This window comes from Paraburkholderia sp. MM5477-R1, assembly GCF_050436385.1.
Taxonomy (GTDB): domain Bacteria; phylum Pseudomonadota; class Gammaproteobacteria; order Burkholderiales; family Burkholderiaceae; genus Paraburkholderia; species Paraburkholderia tuberum.
This window is the reverse complement of sequence record NZ_JBNDMC010000004.1, coordinates 341,214-361,945: the sequence shown is the minus strand read 5'-3', so window position 1 is coordinate 361,945 and position 20,732 is coordinate 341,214. Positions and strand designations below refer to the sequence as shown.

The 20,732-nt window shown below is 60.2% G+C and carries 19 protein-coding genes; 11 read left to right on the top strand and 8 right to left on the bottom strand.

Annotated features, from left to right (window positions below):
- Positions 1–27 precede the first annotated feature (27 nt).
- The 4 genes from paoC to OKW35_RS12075 form a co-directional block, all read right to left on the bottom strand.
- The gene (paoC, locus tag OKW35_RS12090; protein WP_429552105.1) at positions 28–2,238 is read right to left on the bottom strand and encodes an aldehyde oxidoreductase molybdenum-binding subunit PaoC; all 2,211 of its coding nucleotides are present in this window, start codon (positions 2,236–2,238) and stop codon (positions 28–30) included.
- Between the two features lie 3 nt (positions 2,239–2,241).
- Positions 2,242–3,192 (bottom strand): FAD binding domain-containing protein, encoded by a 951-nt coding sequence (locus tag OKW35_RS12085; protein ID WP_429552104.1) that lies wholly within the window; start codon positions 3,190–3,192, stop codon positions 2,242–2,244.
- Positions 3,189–3,851: an aldehyde dehydrogenase iron-sulfur subunit PaoA gene (paoA, locus tag OKW35_RS12080; protein WP_429552103.1), complete on the bottom strand. Its 663-nt coding sequence runs from the start codon at positions 3,849–3,851 to the stop codon at positions 3,189–3,191. Before paoA ends, OKW35_RS12085 begins: the two co-directional genes overlap by 4 nt.
- Positions 3,852–3,930: 79 nt before the next feature.
- The gene (locus OKW35_RS12075) at positions 3,931–4,917 is read right to left on the bottom strand and encodes an aldo/keto reductase (RefSeq protein ID WP_429552102.1); all 987 of its coding nucleotides are present in this window, start codon (positions 4,915–4,917) and stop codon (positions 3,931–3,933) included.
- A 390-nt stretch (positions 4,918–5,307) separates the two neighbouring features.
- On the opposite strand from OKW35_RS12075, the gene OKW35_RS12070 reads away from it, so the two are divergent.
- The 3 genes from OKW35_RS12070 to OKW35_RS12060 are packed head-to-tail and all read left to right on the top strand — an operon-like array spanning position 5,308 to position 7,891.
- Positions 5,308–5,682: a DUF2255 family protein gene (locus tag OKW35_RS12070; RefSeq protein ID WP_429552101.1), complete on the top strand. Its 375-nt coding sequence runs from the start codon at positions 5,308–5,310 to the stop codon at positions 5,680–5,682.
- Positions 5,683–5,691: 9 nt separating this feature from the next.
- Complete coding sequence (locus OKW35_RS12065; RefSeq protein ID WP_429552100.1) at positions 5,692–6,681, top strand: aldo/keto reductase; 990 nt, start codon at positions 5,692–5,694, stop codon at positions 6,679–6,681.
- A 25-nt stretch (positions 6,682–6,706) separates the two neighbouring features.
- On the top strand, positions 6,707–7,891 hold the full coding sequence (locus OKW35_RS12060; protein WP_429552099.1) for an arabinose transporter: 1,185 nt from the start codon (positions 6,707–6,709) through the stop codon (positions 7,889–7,891).
- Between the two features lie 107 nt (positions 7,892–7,998).
- Here OKW35_RS12060 and OKW35_RS12055 read toward each other — a convergent pair whose 3' ends face one another.
- The 3 genes from OKW35_RS12055 to OKW35_RS12045 all read right to left on the bottom strand — a co-directional run bounded on the left by OKW35_RS12055 (position 7,999) and on the right by OKW35_RS12045 (position 10,938).
- A complete protein-coding gene (locus OKW35_RS12055) occupies positions 7,999–8,907 on the bottom strand; it encodes a LysR family transcriptional regulator (RefSeq protein ID WP_429552098.1) in 909 nt (302 codons plus the stop codon).
- 168 nt (positions 8,908–9,075) lie between these two features.
- On the bottom strand, positions 9,076–10,101 hold the full coding sequence (locus OKW35_RS12050) for an aldo/keto reductase (protein ID WP_429552097.1): 1,026 nt from the start codon (positions 10,099–10,101) through the stop codon (positions 9,076–9,078).
- A gap of 567 nt (positions 10,102–10,668) precedes the next feature.
- A complete protein-coding gene (locus OKW35_RS12045) occupies positions 10,669–10,938 on the bottom strand; it encodes a hypothetical protein (protein ID WP_065851693.1) in 270 nt (89 codons plus the stop codon).
- A 212-nt stretch (positions 10,939–11,150) separates the two neighbouring features.
- On the opposite strand from OKW35_RS12045, the gene istA reads away from it, so the two are divergent.
- The 5 genes from istA (at position 11,151) to OKW35_RS12020 (ending at position 16,892) form a co-directional block, all read left to right on the top strand.
- Positions 11,151–12,653, top strand: a complete 1,503-nt coding sequence (istA, locus tag OKW35_RS12040) for an IS21 family transposase (RefSeq protein WP_184069230.1) — start codon at positions 11,151–11,153, stop codon at positions 12,651–12,653.
- A complete protein-coding gene (gene istB / locus OKW35_RS12035; RefSeq protein ID WP_429551082.1) occupies positions 12,640–13,407 on the top strand; it encodes an IS21-like element helper ATPase IstB in 768 nt (255 codons plus the stop codon). Before istA ends, istB begins: the two co-directional genes overlap by 14 nt.
- Positions 13,404–13,622: a hypothetical protein gene (locus OKW35_RS12030; RefSeq protein ID WP_065851699.1), complete on the top strand. Its 219-nt coding sequence runs from the start codon at positions 13,404–13,406 to the stop codon at positions 13,620–13,622. The genes istB and OKW35_RS12030 overlap by 4 nt, the downstream gene beginning before the upstream one ends.
- A 1,143-nt stretch (positions 13,623–14,765) precedes the next feature.
- Positions 14,766–15,098: a carboxymuconolactone decarboxylase family protein gene (locus OKW35_RS12025; RefSeq protein ID WP_429552096.1), complete on the top strand. Its 333-nt coding sequence runs from the start codon at positions 14,766–14,768 to the stop codon at positions 15,096–15,098.
- A 612-nt stretch (positions 15,099–15,710) separates the two neighbouring features.
- Positions 15,711–16,892, top strand: coding sequence for a porin (locus OKW35_RS12020; RefSeq protein WP_429552095.1), 1,182 nt, complete (start codon positions 15,711–15,713; stop codon positions 16,890–16,892).
- A gap of 97 nt (positions 16,893–16,989) precedes the next feature.
- Here OKW35_RS12020 and OKW35_RS12015 read toward each other — a convergent pair whose 3' ends face one another.
- The gene (locus OKW35_RS12015; protein WP_429552094.1) at positions 16,990–17,958 is read right to left on the bottom strand and encodes an NAD-dependent epimerase/dehydratase family protein; all 969 of its coding nucleotides are present in this window, start codon (positions 17,956–17,958) and stop codon (positions 16,990–16,992) included.
- A gap of 229 nt (positions 17,959–18,187) precedes the next feature.
- Here OKW35_RS12015 and OKW35_RS12010 point away from each other — a divergent pair, with 229 nt between their 5' ends.
- From OKW35_RS12010 to OKW35_RS12000, 3 genes are all read left to right on the top strand, one after another.
- Positions 18,188–18,835 carry an MFS transporter gene (locus tag OKW35_RS12010; protein ID WP_429552093.1) on the top strand — a complete coding sequence of 216 codons (648 nt, stop codon included), beginning with the start codon at positions 18,188–18,190 and terminating at the stop codon, positions 18,833–18,835.
- A 38-nt stretch (positions 18,836–18,873) separates the two neighbouring features.
- Entirely contained in the window at positions 18,874–19,419 is a 546-nt protein-coding gene (locus OKW35_RS12005; protein ID WP_429552149.1) for an MFS transporter, read from the top strand.
- A 215-nt stretch (positions 19,420–19,634) separates the two neighbouring features.
- Positions 19,635–20,675 (top strand): amidohydrolase family protein, encoded by a 1,041-nt coding sequence (locus OKW35_RS12000; RefSeq protein ID WP_429552092.1) that lies wholly within the window; start codon positions 19,635–19,637, stop codon positions 20,673–20,675.
- Positions 20,676–20,732: the final 57 nt, after the last annotated feature.

Sequence of the window (20,732 nt, the reverse complement as noted above, 5' to 3'; positions counted from 1 at the left end):
CCTCGGTCCCGCCCATGGCGTCGGACATTAGGTGACGACCGGCAGCCGATCGAGAAACTTGTCCAGCGTGATGGGGTACTGGCGCACGCGCACGCCGGTCGCGTTATAGACCGCATTTGCGATGGCCGGTGCAACTCCCGTAAGCCCCAGTTCGCCGACTCCCTTCGCCTTCACAGGCGAAATCGCAGGATCGACCTCGTCGATGAAGACGGCGTCGAGATGCGGTATGTCGGCGTGCACCGGCACTTCATAACCGGCGAGGTCATGATTGACGAAGAAACCCAGACGCTTATCGATCGACATTTCTTCCATCAATGCCGCGCCGACTCCCATCGTCATTCCTCCGATCACCTGACTGCGCGCGGTCTTGGTGTTAAGAATGCGACCGGCGGCGCAAACTGCAAGCATGCGGCGAACACGGATTTCGCCGGTAAAGGCATTAACGGCAACCTCTGCGAAATGCGCTCCAAAAGTCTGAATCGCGAATTGCCTTGACAGGCCTCCGAACTCCATGCTGTCTTCGACGACGATGTCTCCATCAGCAGCGACATCAGTAAGCGACATGCTCCGGCCGCCAAAACGGACTTCGCCAGCAATGAACTCGGCCTCCGCAGCATCGAATCCCAGTCGCTGGGCAACAACCTGTCTGAGCTTCATGCAAGCGGCATAAACGCCTGCGGTGACCGATGCGGCACCCTGCTGCCCGCCCGAACCCGGAGTCTCCGGGAACCTCGAATCGCCCAGTCTCGCCACGACCCTTTCGATCGGCACTCCCATCATCTCGGCTGCCGTCTGTTGAACGATGGTGTAGCTGCCTGTGCCGATGTCGGTCATATCGGTCTCGACCGTTAGCACTCCGCTGCGATCGAGGCGCACGCGTGCTCCCGCCCTGGCGATAGGAGCCCCTCGTATAGCACTGGCCATCCCAAGCCCGACAAGCCAGTGGCCATCGCGGACCTGACCCGGCTTCGCCTTCCTTGCGTTCCACCCAAAGCGGTCGGCACCTGTGCGCAAACATTCGACGAACGGGCGAGACGAAAAAGGCCGATCGGGATTCTCGGGATCGACCTTCGTATCGTTCAGGATGCGGAACTCGACTGGATCCATGCCGAGTTTCTCCGCCATTTCGTCCATCGCGATCTCGAGCGCCATCAGACCGGGTGCCTCGCCGGGTGCTCGCATGGCGTTTCCCTCGGCGAGGTCAAGGGTCGCCAGACGGACACGGGTCATCCGGTTCGCTCCGGCGTACAGCATCCGGGTAGACAAGGTCGTTGGCTCCGTGCGGCCACCAGCGAGATTTCCAGACCAACTTTCGTGTCCGACGGCCGTCAGCTTTCCGTCTCGCGTCGCACCGAGTCGGATGCGTTGGATCGTCTTCGGCCGATGGATCGTATTGTTGAACATGATCGGACGTTGCAGCGCGAGCTTGACTGGCCGACGCACTACCTTCGCCGCGATGGCTGCAAGCACGAGATCGGACTGGACCGTACCCTTCCCTCCGAATCCGCCCCCGATGAAGTTGGAGATCAGCCGGACGTTCTCGCGCGGAATGCCGAGAATGAGGCCGAGGTCACGGGTTCCCCAGTTCATCTGCTGGATCGCTGTCCAGCAGGTCACGTGGTCACCATCCCATGCCGCGATCGTGGCGTGCGGTTCCATCATTGCGTGCGCCTGATCGGGAACCGTGTACGTCTCGTCTACAGTGAACTCCGCATCTGAGTAGGCCTGTTCGAAATCCCCCACATGTGTCTCGGTCGGACCGCCAAACGCCGCCTGTTGTGGAACCGGCGCTCTTGCCAGTTGAGCGCCGAGATCGAATCGGCCTGCGCGACGCGCGTAATCGATGCGCACGAGAGACGCCGCCGCCCGCGCCTGCTCGAATGTCTCGGCAACCACGACGGCAACAGGCTGGTGATAGTGGTCCACGTCTGGCGACGCAAGCATGCGCTGGACGTAGAATTTGCCAACCCCAAGCGGACCAGCGTTGCGATACGTCACGACGGTCAGCACGCCCGGCGCGGCCTCTGCCTGCCGCGTGTCGATGGCCGTAATCCGCCCCTTCGAAACCCCGGCGCCCAGAATGTAGCCGTAGCAGATATTCGGGGCGACGCCGTGATACTCATATGCGTAGGTCGCTGTGCCGGTGGTCTTCAGCTTCGCCTCGAAGCGATCGTGCGGCTGGCCGACCACGCTCAATCGGTCGACGGGGTTGCGTCCTGCGAGCGTGTCGAACTTCATGGGTCATCCTCTCGCTTGCGCCATTACGTAGGCGAGTGTCCGCTCCACCAATGGCAATTTGAACGCGTTTTCGTCGGTCGGCTGGGCGCCTTTCATGAGTTCATAGGCGACCGCCTTTGCGCCGCGCGGCATCGCCGCATCGGCGGCAGCAACGCGCCAGGGCTTCGGTGCGACGCCGCCAACCGCGACCCGTCCGCGGCCATCGTCGTGTATGACTGCTGCGACGGACACAAGCGCGAACGCGTACGACGCGCGATCACGCACTTTCTGATAGATGTGGCGGCCGCCGACCGGCGGAGGCAACGTGACAGCGGTTATGAGCTCACCAGGCTCGAGTGCGGTCTCGACACCCGGCGTCTTGCCAGGCAATCGATGGAAGTCGGCAATCGGAATGACCCGCGTCCGCCCATCGGCGCGAACCGTTGCGACGGATGCGTCCAACGCGCGCAACGCCACTGCCATGTCGCCCGGGTTTGTTGCGATACAGTCGGGACTTCCGCCGATCACGGCCAGTTGCCGACTGATTCCACCGATTCCCGCGCACCCCGAACCGGGCTGCCGCTTGTTGCAAGCCTGATTCGTGTCGTAGAAGTAAGGGCAGCGCGTGCGCTGTAGCAAATTGCCGCCGGTCGTCGCCTTGTTGCGTAGCTGACCTGAAGCACCCGCGACAATCGCGCGTGCCAGCAGCCCGTAGTCGTGCCGCACTCGCAATTCGGACGCAAGCTGTGTATTGGTCACTAGCGTACCGATCCGCAACCCGCCTTCTGGCGTGTCCTCTACGCTGTCGAGGCCGATCCCCCGAACGTCGACAAGATGAGTCGGCGTCTCGATCTCGAGCTTCATCAGATCGATCAGATTGGTGCCTCCAGCGATGAATTTCGCGCCTCGTCGCTGCGCCACGATTCTCGCCGCCTCGGCTGGGCTTTTCGCCCTTTCGTAAGTGAATGCCTTCATGCCCGGCTCCCGGCGACTTCCGCCATGGCCTCGGCGATATTGGAATAGGCGCCGCAGCGGCAGATATTGCCGCTCATCCGTTCGCGCATTTCGGGATTCGTGGCGCTGATCGGGCCAGTCAGAGCACCAGTCACATGACTCGGCACACCGTCCTCGATCTCGCGCAGGACGGCAACGGCCGAACAGATCTGGCCAGGCGTACAGTAACCGCACTGATAGCCGTCGTGCTTGATGAAGGCCGCTTGCATCGGATGAAGACTGTCCGGTGTGCCGAGCCCTTCGATCGTCGTGATCCTGTCACCCTCGTGCATCACCGCAAGACTGAGGCAGGCGTTGATGCGTACGCCGTCGACGAGGACCGTGCACGCGCCGCACTGTCCGTGATCGCACCCCTTCTTGGTACCCGTGAGATGGAGGTGCTCACGTAAGGCGTCAAGCAAAGTCGTTCGGGGGTCGACATCAATCTCTCGACCACTACCGTTTACCGCGAACGTGACCCGCATGGTTCCCGGTACCCCCGGCGATTTCACGTCATGTGCGCTGCCGATCGCCGCTTGCGCCGTCGCCGTACCGACAGGCAATATCGGAACTATGGTCGAGACTGCGCCCGCAATGAGCAGATTTCGTCTCGTAGGATTTGGCTGTCCAGGTTCGTCCATGTATCGCTGCTCCCTTTGCTCGTGTAACGCTGCGTATCGCTTTCGATCGTCGACGTAACAGCCTGTTAAACCGCCGCGTTCACCACGCGTAAGCCTCCGGTGCCTCTCCGCCAGGCCCGGGCCAGATTTCGTCGAGGCATCGGAGTGCATCTTCGGAAAGGGAAATCTCGATGGCCCGTAGTGCAAGTCTGAGTTGTTCCGCCGTCCGGGGGCCGATGATCGGAGCCGTAATCGACGGGTGATGAAGTAGCCAGGCCAACGCAATGTCCGCTGGACGCTCTTCCAGGTCCTCGCACAGCGCCTCGTAAGCTCCGAGCTGGTCCTGGTACCGCGCGATTCGCCGTGCCATCTCGGGATTTGCGCGGCGACCCTCATATACCTTTCGCAACACCCCTCCTAGAAGTCCGCCACCCAACGGACTCCAGGGTAGAAGTCCAACGCCATGATGTCGACAGGCCGGGATCACCTCCAGCTCGATAGACCGCGCAGACAGGTTGTAGAGGCTCTGTTCGGCGACAAGACCCATGAAGTGACGTGAACGGGCAGCCGCTTGTGCTGTCGCAATATCCCAGCCGGCAAAATTGCAGCTACCGACGTAGAGCACCTTCCCCTGTTGCATCAGGACATCCATCGCTTGCCAGATTTCCTCCCACGGCGTGTGCCTGTCGATATGGTGCATCTGGTACAGGTCGATGTGGTCGGTTCGCAGACGACGCAGGCTGTCCTCACAAGCGCGCATGATGTGGTAAGCGGACAAGCCGCGGTCGTTGGGACCGAGCCCCATCGGCTTGTAGACCTTCGTGGCAAGCACGATTTGGTCACGCCTGCTACCTTGATCCATCCATCGTCCGATGATTTCTTCGGAGATACCGAAACCCTTTTTCATCTGCGGAGCCTGGGGCCCACCGTACACATCGGCGGTATCCAGGAAATTGATACCCGAATCCAGCGCCTCGTCCATGATCCGGAAGCTGGTGGATTCGTCCGTCACTTCGCCGAAATTCATGGTTCCGAGGCATAGACGACTGACCTGCAGGCCGGAACGTCCGAGATGAACATATTGCATTCCCGATTCCTGTTTCTGTTGTTTCGCCCCGAAAAGTCTCTCACCGCCAGGTCGCGATCGATGGGTCGACAGCCTGCGAGCGGAGTCGCCTGTGCGGACAGACGACGTGATGCGATATCGACCTACTCTAACCGCAGCACCACTTTTTGAAAGCTGGTCTCCATCGAATGCACTTGTGAAGGCGCTTCAATAGTCAGCCTTGTCAGCAGTGTCTGGCTTTCCCGTCGCGGAGCTTTGCCGGGTGCGACAGTCATCGCAACGCTTCTGTGAACGGAACTCACAGCAGCATTGACGGAACGCAGGGTTCAGTAACCCAGGCTGCTGGTTTAGATTGGCACTCGTGTAATCGCCGACCGGATTCGCGCAAGGGTCCATACGACGGAAGCCAACATGAGTACATGGACGAAAACCGAACTGGATCGCATCGCAGCCTCAGACGATCTGCACGTCGCCCCATTCCGTGAGGATCGGAAAACGTATGGGACTCCAACCTGGGTCTGGTCGGTGGTCCTGGACGGCGATCTTTACGCTCGAGCCTACAACGGGAAAGCCTCACGCTGGTATCAGGCAGCCATCCTTCACGGGTCAGGACGGATCACGGCAGCCGGGTCCTCGAGGGACGTGTCCTTCAGTCCGGTCACAGGTTCGCTCATCGGTCGGATCGACGAGGCCTATCGGCACAAGTACGGCAGCAGTCCTTACCTCGCGCCCATGATCGGCGAGCGCGCTCGCGCGGCGACCGTCAGGATCTCCCCAAAAGACTGAGGTGCACATATGCAAAGACGCAAACTTGGCCAGGGCTTCGAGGTCTCGGCACTCTCGTTGGGCTGCATGGGCTACGGTATGTCCCGCGATATTCCCGATCGGCCGCAGATGCTCGAACTGCTGCGCAAAGCTGTCGCTCTCGGCATGGACTTCTTCGATACGGCGGAGGTCTACGGCCCGTGGACAAACGAGGAAATGGTGGCGGACGCCTTCGCGGGCATGCGACATCAGGTCAAGATCGCTACCAAATTCGGCTGGGACATCGATCAGGACACGGGCGAGCACCGTGGTGGCGTCAACAGCAAGCCACACCAAATTCGTCGGGCGGTCGAAGGTAGTCTGAAACGACTCCGTACCGACTACATCGATCTGCTCTATCAGCATCGCGTCGACCGGGAAGTACCCATGGAAGACGTCGCTGGTGTCGTGAAAGACCTGATCACCGAAGGCAAGGTGCTGCATTTCGGCCTGTCGGAGGCTGGACCTGAATCGATCCGGCTTGCGCACGCGATCCAGCCCGTGACGGCGCTACAAAGCGAATACTCCCTTTGGACCCTCGAACCCGAAACGGGGGTCGTTCCCACGCTGGAAGAACTTGGCATTGGCTTCGTCCCGTTCAGTCCGCTTGGCAAGGGGTTCCTCACGGGCACGATCGACACGCGTACGAGTTTCAGCAGCCGCGACTTTCGCGGTCAGATCCCGCGTTTTACCCCGGAGGCGCGTGAGATCAATCAGGCACTGGTCGATTTGCTTCGTGCAGTGGCAGCGCGTCACGGCGCCACGCCAGCTCAAGTCGCACTTGCCTGGCTGCTGGCGCAGAAACCATGGATCGTTCCGCTATTCGGCACACGCCGGCTGGACCGATTCGTGGAGAACATCGGATCGCTGACTCTGGCGCTATCGAGCGACGATCTTCAAGAAATCAGGGCAGGCGCAATGGCAATGAAGATCGAGGGGGCGCGATACCCCGACGCGATGCTCCGGCTCTCGGGCCTTTGACCGCGCGCGGCGCAAGGAGCAATCTATGTTCGTGATGCCCCAACGGTCCACAGCGCCGAGCACCCGATCCCTACTGTCCGTGATGGCATCTGTCTTCACGGTGTTTCTGGTCACGGGCGCAGCATTACCCGTTCTTCCGCTACACGTCCACGACGACCTGAAATTCGGAACCTTCACCGTCGGCCTTGTGTCTGGTGCCCAGTTCGCCGCGTCGCTGATCTCCCGTCTCTGGTCCGGCACAATCTCCGATCGCAAAGGACCAAAATACGCTGTTTCGACGGGCCTCGTGATGGCAGTGCTCGCCGGATTGCTCTACCTCGCTTCCTTGCTCGCCACCGGCAAGCCATACCTTTCGATAGCGATATTGTTGCTCGGCCGCGCGCTGCTGGGCGGGGCCGAAAGCTTCATCATGACGGGATCTCAAAGCTGGTGCCTGGCCCTCGCCAGACCTGGCAGTGTCGGGAAAATGATTGCATGGATCGGAACGTCGATGTTCGTGGCACTAGCTCTGGGCTCACCACTCGGCAGTTACCTGTTCGAACACTTTGGTTTTGCCTCGATTGGATTGGCTACGGTCGTCGGCGCAGTGGCCACTCTCGTCCTGATCCTGCCCATCCCCGCCGTCCGAACGAATCCCCGCAGCGACAGGGTCCTCGCCAAGGTTCTGGCCGCCGTCTGGATACCCGGATTGGGGATGGCCTTCGCGAGCCTCGGTTACGGCATGATGACTGCGTTCGCCGTACTTCTTTTTATCCAGCGCGGCTGGCAGCCAGCGTGGTTATCGTTCTCCGCATTTGCGGCCGGTTTGATAATCGCACGCGTATTCTTCGGTCCATTGCCTGACCGTCTCGGTGGCGCTCGAACCGCGGCGATCTTTGTGCTCATTCACAGTGCAGGCATGGCTCTCATCTACCTTTCGCCCTTTGCACCGCTAGCCTTCGCGGGAGCGACCCTGGCAGGCTTCGGTTACGCGCTTGTGTATCCGGGCTTCGGTATGGAGGCGGTGGCGCGTGCGCCGGCGGATGCACGAGGTCTCGCGATGGGCGTCTACACTGCGTTTATCGATCTCGCGCTCGGCGTATTTGCGCCCGCTCTTGGACTGGTCGCCAATGTGACGGGGCTTGGCCCGATCTTCCTTGTCGCAGCGGTCCTCGCACTTTGTGCCGTCCCGATCGCGATCCGGCTTCACTCCTGCCGGACATCGCGCTGATCGCTACGCGTGTCTGATGCTCGCCGACCCGCTCTGATCGCGGCTAACCGTGTGCTCGCATGTAGTTTTGACCCCAAGTCGCTAGAGCGACTGTCGGCTTCGCGCCTTTAAAAACCAAGCGGCTGAATCTCTCGCACCAGATCGATCAGCAGACGCAAACCGGTGGGCATTTGACGCCGGCTCGAATAGTAAATGTGAAAACCCGGTCCGGATGGCGCCCAGTCGGTTAGCACGAGCCGCAGCAGCCCGGTTTCGACGTGTGGCGCGACCAGCGGCTCGGGAAAGTACATAAGGCCCGCACCACCGAGCACGGAAACGAGTCCGGTATCGGCGTGATCCACCGTAATGGAGGACGGCACTGTCACGGACAGCTTCTCACCTCCGCGCTCAAATTCCCACCGATATATGCGGTCATCTCCCAGACGGTTGCTGACACAGCGATGCTGAAGAAGATCGTCAGGATGAGCCGGGATCCCAAACCTGTCGAGATAGGTGGGTGCTGCAGCGACGACCCATCGAATGTTCGCGGAAAGACGCTGCGCGATCATATCTTCGGGGACGGTGCCACCATAGCGAATGCCCGCGTCGAAGCCTCCCTCCGTCACGTTCACCATGCGGTTGCTGGCAACTATGTCGAGTTCTACGTCCGGGTAGCGTTCGACGAATGCCGGTATCACAGGAGCCACGAGCAACGTCGCGGCTTCGACTGCAACATTGAGCCGGATGCGACCTGCGGGCGCATCCCGAAAACGGTTCAACGTCTCCAATGCGTTATCGATCGCCTCGAAAGGCTGACCCACAGAGGCCGCCAACGCGTCGCCTGCGCCGGTCAACGTAACGCTCTTCGTCGTGCGGTTCAGGAGACGAACTCCCAGACGATTTTCGAGGCCCTTCAGGGCGTGACTGAGCGCAGAGGTACTCACGCCGAGTTCAATCGCCGCGCGACTGAAACTTCTGTGGCGCGCAATAGCCAGAAAATAGATTAGATCTGCGACGTCAGCCCGATTGATCTGCATGTCCTGAGCCTTTCCCAATGCGGACGATTATATCCCGACGAAACGGGCCGGACCTGACGACACCCGGAGAACGAATGCCGGACAAGGTCGGCTCGAACTCTGCAACAAACTGGCCGGGACGCTCGAGGTGCGAGCGGCCGGGGCGATATCGCGGAAGGCCGCCGCTGCTCAGTTCCGAGGAGGGGTAATGGTCAACGGCTCAGCGGAAAGCGGTGGAACAACTCCGTCAACGGGATGAGGCACGTATGGCGCCTCGAGAACCGCGATCTCCTCGACCGACAAAGAAAAGTCAAGCGCGTCGATTGCCGTAGCGAGATGCGCGAGCTTCGTCGCCCCAATGATTGGAGCCGTCACTGCGGGCTTGGCAAGCAACCAGGCCAGCGCGACGTGCGCGCGAGGAACACCATGGTTTTCCGCTATCCGCGCGACCACTTCGACCACTTTTCGATCCTGCTCTTCAGCGTTGAGGTACATCTGACGGGCAAACGCATCGTTCTGCGTGCGATTGCTGCTTTCGCTCCAATCACGTGTTAGTCTGCCTCGTGCCATTGGGCTCCAGGGAATCACGCCTACCCCCTGATCCATGCATAAAGGCAACATCTCACGCTCTTCCTCGCGATAGAGAAGATTGTATTGCGGTTGCATGGAAATGAACCGTGTCCAGCCGTTACGTTCGGCGACATGCTGCATCTTGGCGAAACGCCAGGCTTCCATCGAGGAAGCGCCAATGTAGCGTGCTTTCCCTGCTTTAACGATATCATGCAGTGCCTCCATCGTTTCCTCGACCGGCGTATCGTGATCGAAGCGATGGATCTGGTATAGGTCGACATACTCCATGCCGAGCCGGCGCAGGCTATCGTCGATTGACTGAAGCAGTGCCTTGCGGGAGAGAAAGCCCAAGTTCGGCGAATTCTTCCACGGAAAAAACGCCTTTGTAGCGACGACAATTTCGTCACGTCGTGCCATATCACTGAGCGCCCGACCAGTAATCTCCTCAGAACTTCCCCCGGAATAGATGTTCGCGGTGTCGAAGAAGTTGATCCCGGACTCCAGCGCGGCGCGGAAAAACGGGCGAGACGCTTCCTCATCCAGCGACCATGGCTGTGGCAAACGGCCCGGCTCCCCATAACTCATGCAGCCGAGACAGAGGCGTGAAACCTTCAGGCCGGTCCGACCCAGGTTGACATATTGCATTTAAATCTCCCGATAATCGATCTCAAGATAACGAGCGGTCCGGATTCAGGAGGCTGTCCAGTTGGCCTGCAAATGGCCGGCCGTCGCATCAAGCTCTATGGAGCTTAAACGCCGGGCAGTCACCCGCCAATGGTCGCGCGTTGCATGGGGCATTGAGTCAGGCTCAAAAACGAGCTGCGGGCAACGCTCATTCCATGCTTGCGACAAGCGACACGCTATCGCAAGCTTCGCTTCAGCCCTGCTGTGAACGGCTGTGAGAAACCGACACTAGACGGCGGCATCGATCAGAGATACCGAATGGTCCAGGTCTGCTGAGCGGTTTGGTAATGGTTTGTGTGAAGTGCAGGAGGCGGCACCGGCTGCGTCGGAAGGAGCCCGTAGGGCGCGTGCAGACGCAGCCGGTTCGGCTTGCTTCAGGAAGAGGTGACGCTGAAGTCGGGATGCGGTAGAAGAAGGCTTACCGCCGAAGAAACAGGCTCGACACCGGCTCAAACCGCCAAGTTCACTCCGATGTCGAGCCCCACACGCGCACGGGGCACGGGTGCCGGGCCAGTATGGCACGACCCATTATTCCCGTCGATACCGTTTCGGCATTGACGGGGATTGCCGATGCCGGACACAGGCCGTCTGTTCGTGTGCGCCCGTTGCCGGGCGCAGGTCGTCGTTTGCCGCCGTTGCGACCGCGGCCAGATCTACTGCGACGGTGACTGTTCTGAGGTCGCACGCCAGGCCAGCATGCGCGTGGCCGGCCAGCGCTATCAGCGCAGTCGTCACGGCCGCTTCGCGCATGCCGAACGGATGCGCCGCTATCGCAACCGCCAGAATAAAGTGACGCATCAGGGTTCCGCTGTACCTGCCGCCGATGCTCTACTGGCACCGACTTCGACGACGTCGGCGGCAACAGCAGCGGTGTCCGCCACCGCCCCAGCTGTGCCTGAGCGTTGCCATTTCTGCCACTGCGTCTGTCCGGACTCCGTGCGCCTCGGGCCACTACGCCGTCGGGTCTTCCGTGATGTTCGTACTACTACCTACTACACAGGAAGTGACCCATGACCATTGGAGTTGAACTCGAGGCGCAGATCCTGCGCTACTACCACGTCGAGAAGTGGCGCTGCGGCACCATCGCACGGCAGTTGCACGTGCACCGTGGCACGGTCCAGCGCGTGCTGGCGCAGGCCGGTCTGCCCCGCGTCGGCGGGATGCTCAGACCTTCGCAGATCGATGCCTACCTGCCGTTTATCCATGACACGCTCAAGAGGTTTCCGTCGCTCACGGCCAGCCGGCTGTATGCGATGGTCACCGAGCGCGGCTACCGTGGCAACCCTCATCATTTCCGGCACCTGATCGCGGTACACCGTCCGCGTCCTACACCAGAGGCTTATCTGCGGCTGCGCACCTTGCCTGGAGAGCAGGGCCAGGTTGACTGGGCCCATTTCGATCATCTGCAGATCGGGCGCGCGCGCCGGCCGCTCATGGCCTTCGTCATGGTGCTGTCGTGGTCGCGGCAGATCTATCTGCGCTTCTTCCTCGATGCCCGCATGGACAGCTTCCTGGCGGGCCACGCCGGCGCGTTCGCGGCGTGGTCCGGATTGCCAAGGATCCTCCTCTACGACAATCTCAGGAGCGCTGTGCTCGAGCGTCAGGGTGATGCGATCCGCTTCAACCCGACGCTTCTTGCGTTCGCCGCTCATCATCGCTTCGAGCCCCGTCCAGTGGCAGTGGCCAGAGGCAACGAGAAGGGACGCGTCGAAAGAGCTATCAGGTATGTACGTGAGAATTTCTTTGCCGCGCGCAAGTTCGTTGACCTCGACGACCTGAATGCCCAGGCCGCGCTCTGGTGCGCCGGTCCCGCCGCCGATCGTCCCTGCCGGGAAGAGCCCACGATCACGGTGCGCGAAGCCTTCGCCCGCGAACAGCCCAGCCTGCTTGCGTTGCCGGCGAATCCGTACCCGTGCGAGCTGCAACTGGCCGTGAAGGTCGGCAAGCAGCCGTATGTGCGCTTCGATCTGAACGATTACACGATCCCGCATACCCACGTGCGGCGCGTACTCACGGTCCGGGCCGATCCCCGGCAGGTGCGCATTCTCGACGGCGCCGATCTGCTTGCAACTCATGTGCGCAGTTACGATCGCGGCGCGCAGATCGAGATTGTCGCGCACATCGACGCCCTCGTTGCACGCAAACGCGAAGCCCGTCACCATCGCGGCCTCGACCATCTCGCCCGCGCGGCGCCGGCCAGTCACACGCTCATGCTGCGCGCGGCGGAACGCGGCGCCAATCTGGGCAATATCACCGCCCACCTGCTGCGGCTGCTCGACCGTTATGGTGCAGCCGAACTGCAGGCAGCGATCGAGGAAACGCTCGCCAGCGATGCCGCGCCTCACCAGAATCCGGTGCGTCTGGCGCTGGAGCGTCGGCGCGAGTCGCGGCAGATACCGCCGCCGGTGACGGTGAACCTGCCCGAGCACGTGCGTAGCAAGGACACGCTGGTGACCCCTCACCGGCTCGACATCTACGACCAGATAACGGGAGGTGCTGATGAGCTCGCCTGAGAACCTGCAGGAGCGCGCGAACGCCCTGCGCCTGTACGGGCTGCTGGCACACTGGCCGGATCTCACGGACGCCGGCTGGGTTGCGCCGCTGCTGCAGTGGGAAGAAGACGAGCGTGCCCGCCGTTCGCTCGAGCGACGCATCCGGGATGCCCATCTGGGTAGCTTCAAACCGCTGTGCGACTTCGACTGGGCCTGGCCCACGCGCTGCGACCGGGCCACCGTTGAAGAACTGATGTCGCTCGAGTTCGTCAGGGACACCGCCAACGTCGTACTGATCGGCCCGAACGGCGTGGGCAAGTCGACCCTGGCGCTGAACCTCGCCTACCAGGCGCTCGTCAACGGGCACACCGCGCTGTTCACAACCGCTGGCCAGATGCTCGGCGAGCTCGCCGCGCTTGACAGTGACTCGGCGTTACGCCGGCGGCTGCACCGGTACGCCACGCCCGACGTGCTTGTAATTGACGAGGTCGGATACCTGTCCTACTCGAACCGCCACGCCGACCTGCTGTTCGAACTGATCAGCCGCAGGTATGGCGCAGCGAGCACCGTGGTCACCACAAACCGGCCGTTCGCAGAATGGTCGGAGGTGTTTCCGAACGCTGCCTGCGTCGTCTCGCTGGTTGACCGGCTGGTGCATCGCGCCGAAGTCGTCGCAATCGAAGGCGAGTCCTACCGGGTGAAGGAGGCACGTGAACGGGCCGAGCAGCGCACAAAGAAACGCAGCGCGGCACGCATGGAGAAGAAGAAGTCATGAAGCGCCTTCACCTGCCTTCGGGCATCACTCACGGGCTCGACTTCCTGATCCCGGACAACTGGTCCGCCGATCAGGCGCTGGCCGTCGTCGAACTCATCGACGATCTGCGCGAGCGTATCGCCGCGCACTACCAGATTCCGCTCAATGAACTGCTGCACGAACAGCGCGCGCCTCCCGACAATCCTCATCCTCGCGACATCGATGATCCATTCTGACGACCATCACCCAACAACAGCGGGCCGTAACCGCCCCCTGTTGTTGGCGCATTTATTCAACCTTGCGCCGCCATCTGGTGGCGCTTTTACACCGCCGCTAACACCTGCGCCCTGCGCTCTTCGACGCCTCTGAAAACCACCAGCCCAGCCTCGCTATCAACAGCGCAGCGACGCTCATCATCGCCAGCTGGCCGCCTCCCATGACTGCATCCTCTTCTGCGCCAGTTCGAGTTTCTGGCGCGACATGCGGGGCTATCCGACACTCGCTGTCCGCTGTTGGTCAAGCGTGGTGCGCGACCGGCTCGCCCGTATAGTCACGATGATTGCGCTACCCGCTGGGGCCTGGCGCGTCCGCCCCCACCGCGCACGCCAAATGGGTATCGCTCACTCCGACCCAGATGGCACCTGGCACCTGCCGTATTCTCACGATTCCAGCGGGTTCATTGCCTCCGACAGCCCCGCTCCTTTTAACCGGGAAACGTTTCTCGGCGAAACGAATCAATAGCGTGTCGCGACTGACATCCGCCCCGCATGAACCGAACCGTTTAGTTTTCCTGTGCCGATTACGGGTCCCGACGGCGCTTACGAAGCCAATTAATACGCTCGCCAGTCGTGTCGAATTGAGCCGGTTTTCAACCTGTCAGCCGGAAAAGGCAACTCCCCCTCGACCAATAATGGATCACTGAGCTCAGGAAAATGCATGAGCCCGGCTCTCCCTCCTGCACGGTAACGAAACCGGTCTCAGCATGGTCGGGGACGGACCTGTGACAGAGAATTTCTCGTCGGCCCGTGCAAAGTCCGGGCGATATATACGAGCATGGCCAAGCCGGTTGCAAACGCAAACGCTGCGTCTGATCAAAAGTAGGCAAACCTCAAACCATCGCATCCTACCGTCGATTCACTCGTTCACAGAATTCCTGGTTTCGGTCACCGAAACGCCGCTCACCTGCTTGCCTCCGATGCGGAGCAGGAATAATTTGTCTCTGCCATGATGTCTTCGGTTCGCCTTGGCGATCCACCAAAAATGTCGGCGGAGGACACGCCGCTTTCGCTGTACCCCCAGCTGACCAGTGCATGACAATACTCGCCTGCTCGAATCGGAAGCTTTTTTATCCCGAGGAACCATTGCCTACGGCTTCTTTTATGAACACGAAACCTCGAATCCCATCATCCCAGCGATTGGCAGACGCGAATCCGGAAGCCATGCAGCACTATGAAAGAATGCGCGTCGCGGTCTCGGCGTCAACCTTTGTCGAAGGGAGCCTTCGCGAAATCGTGCTGACAACCCAGTTCGCCGTCCTGGGACACGAATTTCCATTCAAGATCCACGCGCGTCGCGCGATGGAGCAAGGCGTGACCAAAGACGCACTGCGGGCGATCATCATGGTGGGACTCGGAATAACTCTCGTTGCCTGCGACGTCGCTCGCGCCCTCTCGTGGCTGGACGAAGCTACAGCCGCCGGTGTAGCGCCGTAGTCCCCGGTTAAAAGCCCCAGTCGTTTACCTCCGAGTAAACGAGGAATACCCCCACGCTCCTTGTAGAACCGGACGGGCGCGATTCGCGCATCCGGTTTGTCATCGCACAGATTCGCTCACAACGCAGCACAGGGCTATCTGATCCGAGGAACTGGAAGTTCAAAAACAGCCATGCTCCGACCGGAAGCGGCCAGGGTCAGCAACGTTCTCGCGAACACCGCTTCAGCCATTTATGCCAACGCCTGCCGATCCGGCGAATAACCTGCGACATCAGGTTTGCAATCCAGGCACGTGCGATTGCGCGCACCCATCACCACTACCGTAGCCCAGACCCTGTCATCGCAGGGACTAACAGGGGGCTAACTCAGGACCTTGTTGCACGGTCTTCCGTCAGAAATTCAAGAACTCCCATACGTTCATAGTTTCACTGATCGGAATCGATTCTGTAAATTTGACGACCTTTTTAAAGGCCGATAGATTCTGAAACGCGTGGTGTCCGGCCGGGAAAGTGACCATAGATGACCCGCTTCGCCCCTGTCCGGACACAGGACGCACATGCTCAGTCCCGGGATGCCATCCCTTTAATATTTAATACAAGATTGGAGACAGACGATGAAGAAGCAGTTGTTCGCACTTGCGGCCGGTAGCATGTTTAGTTGTGCCGCTTTTTCCCAGAGCAACGTAACGCTCTACGGAATCATCGATGAGGGTGTCAACTATAACAGCAACGCAGGTGGCGAGCGCCTCTACAACCTTTCCAGTGGCGTGCTCAACGGAAGCCGCTGGGGCCTGAGGGGTCGGGAAGACCTCGGTGGTGGTCTCGCTGCGATTTTCACGCTCGAAAGCGGCTTTGATGTCAACAGCGGTCGCATGGGTCAGGGTGGCCTGCTTTTCGGTCGGCAGGCGTATGTCGGATTGACCAGTCCCTACGGCACCGTAACGCTCGGACGGCAGTACGATCTGGTCGTCGACAACCTGGGGCAGTTCGAGGTCGGTGATCAGTGGGGCGGCTACATGGCAGCCCACCCGTCCGACCTCGACAACTTCAACAATACGAACCGCGTCAACAACCAGGTAAAGTACACGAATAAGACAATCGCTGGATTCACCTTCGGCGGTGCCTACTCGTTAGGTGGCGTGGCAGGCAATGTCAGCCGGAACCAGATCTGGTCGCTCGGTGCCAACTACGCGAACGGCCCGTTGCTGGCAGGCGTTGGATACCTGAACGTCCGCAATCCGAATGTCTCGTTTTATGGCAATGGCGGATCGCCGGCAGCCACGACGGGTGGGGTTCCTGGATCGAACCTTGGCGCGTCGCCGGTCATTTCAGGCTACGCATCCGCACACACGCTGCAGGTCATCGGCGCAGATGGCGCTTACACGTTCGGGGCGGCAACGTTTGGGTTCACCTATTCGAACACGAAGTTCATGAGCCTTGGCGACAGAACCAGCGGGCCGGTGCCAGCGGGTGGAATCGCCGGCACCGCGACGTTCAACATCGCGGAAGCCAACTTCAAGTACCAGATTACACCGGCACTCGTTGCAGGGGTGGCTTACGTCTATACCCACAACGGCGGAGCCTCCGGTCACGGTTCGGCCATCTACAATCAAGGCTCCGCTGGCCTCGATTACTTCCTCTCGAAAAGGACAGATGTGTACACCGTCGCGACGTTCCAGGAGGCACGGGGAACGGACTCGACTGGCCGGACTGCTGTTGCATCGATTAACCAGCTAACACCTTCGACGTCGAACCGTCAGGTCGCAGTGCGACTTGGTATCCGCCACAAGTTCTGAACGGTGTCTATCGCCCGCGCTGCTGCGGGCGAATCGATCAAGCCGGCCACGATCCACGTGGCCGCCTCCACTTTGATGGTGAATAACGGCAAGCATTTTACGATCGAAACTGCCGGTACCTGTCCGCGTATTCAGCGACTCCCTCCGCGATGCGAAAATCAGGTATCCAACCGAGAACTTCGCGAGCCAGTGAGATGTCGAGCGGCGCGCGCGTCTTCAGGTTTTCCTCCTCCAGATCTGTCAACGCATCTCCGATCTCAATATCGGCGCCAGGCACGGTATCGCGAACGATGCGCGCTATCTCCGACGGAGCCACCAGGTGACCTGCGGCAACATTGATAACGTGAGATTGGCCAGCGCGTGACTTCTCCAGTTCGACGGCTTTCACAACCGCGCGACTGACGTCCAAAACATGCGTCAGATCCCGCTTCATGTGTCCTCCCGTCTCGAAAAACGTCCTCTTCCCGTCCACCGAGTTCTCAACCATCGGCTTGATATAGAGCGGCGTTCGCATGCCGAAGCCATAGACGGCCGCTACTCGCAAAGCAAGAAAGTCGATCCCGTGAAATTGACCGTAAGACATCCCGATCGCTTCGGTGATCATTTTGCTCGTACCGTAGTGAGCACTCGGATTCGCCCTGAAGATCGAGAAAGCCGGATCGTTCTCCATCTGCACAGATCCCACCCCGGCATGGCACGCCGTATTGCTGGATATCAACACGACTTTGCGGACCCCGGACGCACGCGCCACTTCGCAGACGTTCACGAACCCCATGACGTTGGTCTGATAGAAGCCGACGGGATCCTCAATTGACGGTTCGAATCCGACGCGCGCTGCCGCGTGCACAATCACGTCAGGTCGTACTTCTGCGCAAACCGTGGCGAACGTAGCGGCGTCCGCGATTTCACCAATGGACAAAGAGCTGGCGAGATTTATCGCGACGCTTGCAAGATCGGGGGTAACACCGGCACGGTCGTACGCGTGGACCGAATGACCGGCTCTTTCGAGCTCGGCGAAGACGTAGGCGCCAAGAAATCCCGCGCCACCAGTAAGAAGAACCTTCATGTTTTCCCTTATGGTTGACCAGTGAAGACTCGGCGGATGGCCAACAGCCGTATGCGAGTCCCGTCCACTCATTATGCGCATCCTAGACGTGGACATCAAAGTTTCACGGATCGGAATCGATTCTGATTTGTTGACTTGACACGGCAAACCGGATTAGATTCGTCTCAAACGGTCGTGGAGCCTCACCCGACCGTCAAAAAATCAGCTACCGAAATTACGGAGACAGACGATGGCTACCCCGGCATCAACCGCCCGGCAAAAGCGACTCATCATCGCGTCCACTTTTGTTGGGTCCACAATCGAATGGTATGACTTTTTCATTTTCGGCACGATTGCCGCGCTGTTCCTGAAAGAACTGTTCTTTCCCGCTGTCGACCCCACGATGGGGACAATCTTTGGTTTCATGACGTTCGCCACGGCGTGGCTGGTGCGGCCCATCGGCGGAGTGATCGCGGGACACCTGGGCGACAAGATCGGGCGGAAGACCACGCTCCTCTGGAGCTTCGTCATCATGGGCGCCGCGACGACCCTGATCGGATTATTGCCGACCTACGAAAGCGCGGGATACATCGGTGCCGTGCTCCTCGTGCTGCTGCGCATTGTCCAGGGCCTATCCGCGGGTGCGGAGTATGGCGGTGCGATCGTGGCGGTCGTCGAACACGCTGACGAGAAACGTCGTGGCCTCTTTGGAAGCGTCCCGCAGAGTGCGGCGTTCTTCGGCCTCCTGCTTGGCAATCTCACGTTTCTGGCGATGACGACGCTCGACAAGCACGCCCTGATGGCATGGGGTTGGCGGGTGCCCTTTATCCTGAGCGCTGCGATGCTGTTAGCGGCATCTACATCCGGCACCGGGTCGAGGAGTCTCCCGCGTTCGTAAAGGCGAAAGCTTCAGGCAACATCGAGAAATTGCCGGTGATGACCGTACTTCGGGAATATCCACGGCAACTGCTTGGCGTTCTGTTCGCGCAAGCTGCACCGAACACGTTCTTCTATACCTGTGCCGTTGCGATGGTCGCGTATGCGGTGTCACGGCTCAAAATCAGTCAGGCTGACATGCTCATAGCTGTTTCAATCGGCGCTGCGGTCGAGATGGTGATGATCCCGGTCTACGGTTTGCTCGCCGACAAGCTCGGACGCCGCAAGGTCTTCGTATGGGGCATCTTCGCCCTTCTGGCGGGGGCCATTCCGTTCTGTCTTGCGGTGGAAGCTCACTCCTATGCAGGCATGGTTGCCGGATACATCTGGGTCCTCGGTATCGGTCATGCGGCATGCCACAGTTCTCAGGCGTCGCTGTTTTCTGACATGTTCCCCACGTCGGTGCGGTATACCGGAATTTCGGCCGGGTACCAGATGTCTGGCGCCATTTTCGGCGGCCCGCTACCCATCGTTGCTACGGCGCTAATCGCGTATCAGAACGGCGGGATCCGTGTCTTTTTGGCTACACGATGCTCATCGGCGTAGTAAGCCTGATTGCGATCATGATGAGCAAGCCACACTACTCTCTGGTAGGGATGCCCGGCACCCAGCATTCCAAAAACCAGCAGATCCAGACAACTCCGTAAGCTATCAGAGCGCGCGCGGGCCAAGACATACAGAGATGACTGGTTGAGCCCGCTCTCGGGGCGACCGTGCCGACACGGTCGCCCTCTCCGTTTCCTACTTCATGCGTCTCACGTATGTCCGACGATTCCATACACGCCGTACTCAAGGCACACCCTACCGTCAGAGCCGACTGGCTCGCCCTGCATTCGGAGAAGATTGTCGACCCCGAACTGCCGATCGTGGATCCGCACCACCATTGCTGGGACCATCCTGGCGACCGATACCTCTCATCCGAGGCCGTATCGGATTTCTCGACAGGTCATAAGGTTTTGTCGACCGTACACGTGCAATGCAGAAGCATGTATCGCGAGCACGGCCCCGAAGCGTTCAGGCCGGTCGGCGAGACGGAGTTCGTTCGACAGGTGGCGGAGCAAAGCGCTGCGGCTAACCCGTCTCTCCAGCTATGCGCGGGAATTGTGGGAACTGTGGATCTGCTGCTTGGTCACGACGTGCAACCGGTGCTGGAGGCACACCTCGAGGCTGGCAGGGGATTGTTTCGTGGCATCAGACCGATGGTCGTCTGGCATAAGAGCCGGGAGGTTCTGCCATCCGGCGCCCCGCGAGGGGTATTGACGGCCACACCGACGCGAGCGGCGATCTCACGCATCCAGAAGATGGGCATGACGCTGGACGTGTGGGCCTTTTTCACGCAACTGGGCGATGTCGCACAAATTTGCCGGGAACATGCAGATCTCACCGTCGTGATCAACCACACCGGCGGGCCGCTGGGTATCGGCCCGTACAAAGGGTTGCGTGACGAGGTGTTCGCAGAGTGGTGCTCGCGCATTGAGGAACTTGCTGCTATCCCGAACACCGTGATGAAGCTTGGCGGCCTCGCCATGCGATACGCGGGTTTCGGCTTCAACGAACGTACGGTCCCACCTTCCTCTGACGACCTTGTCGCGGCGTGGAAGCCTTACATGCGATTGTGTGTCGACCTGTTTGGGCCGCAGCGATGTATGTTCGAAAGCAACTTCCCCGTCGACAAGGCGATGTGCAGCTACGGTATTCTGTGGAACGCGTACAAGAAGATCGCCGCGGATCTGTCGGACACCGAGCGCACGCATTTGTTCTCGGGCACCGCCGCGCGCGTCTATCGTCTCCAGCTAGACTGAGGTCAAAGACTTTCCAGGGCACAGGCGTCATCTGATACGCCTCGACCGGTAGCGATG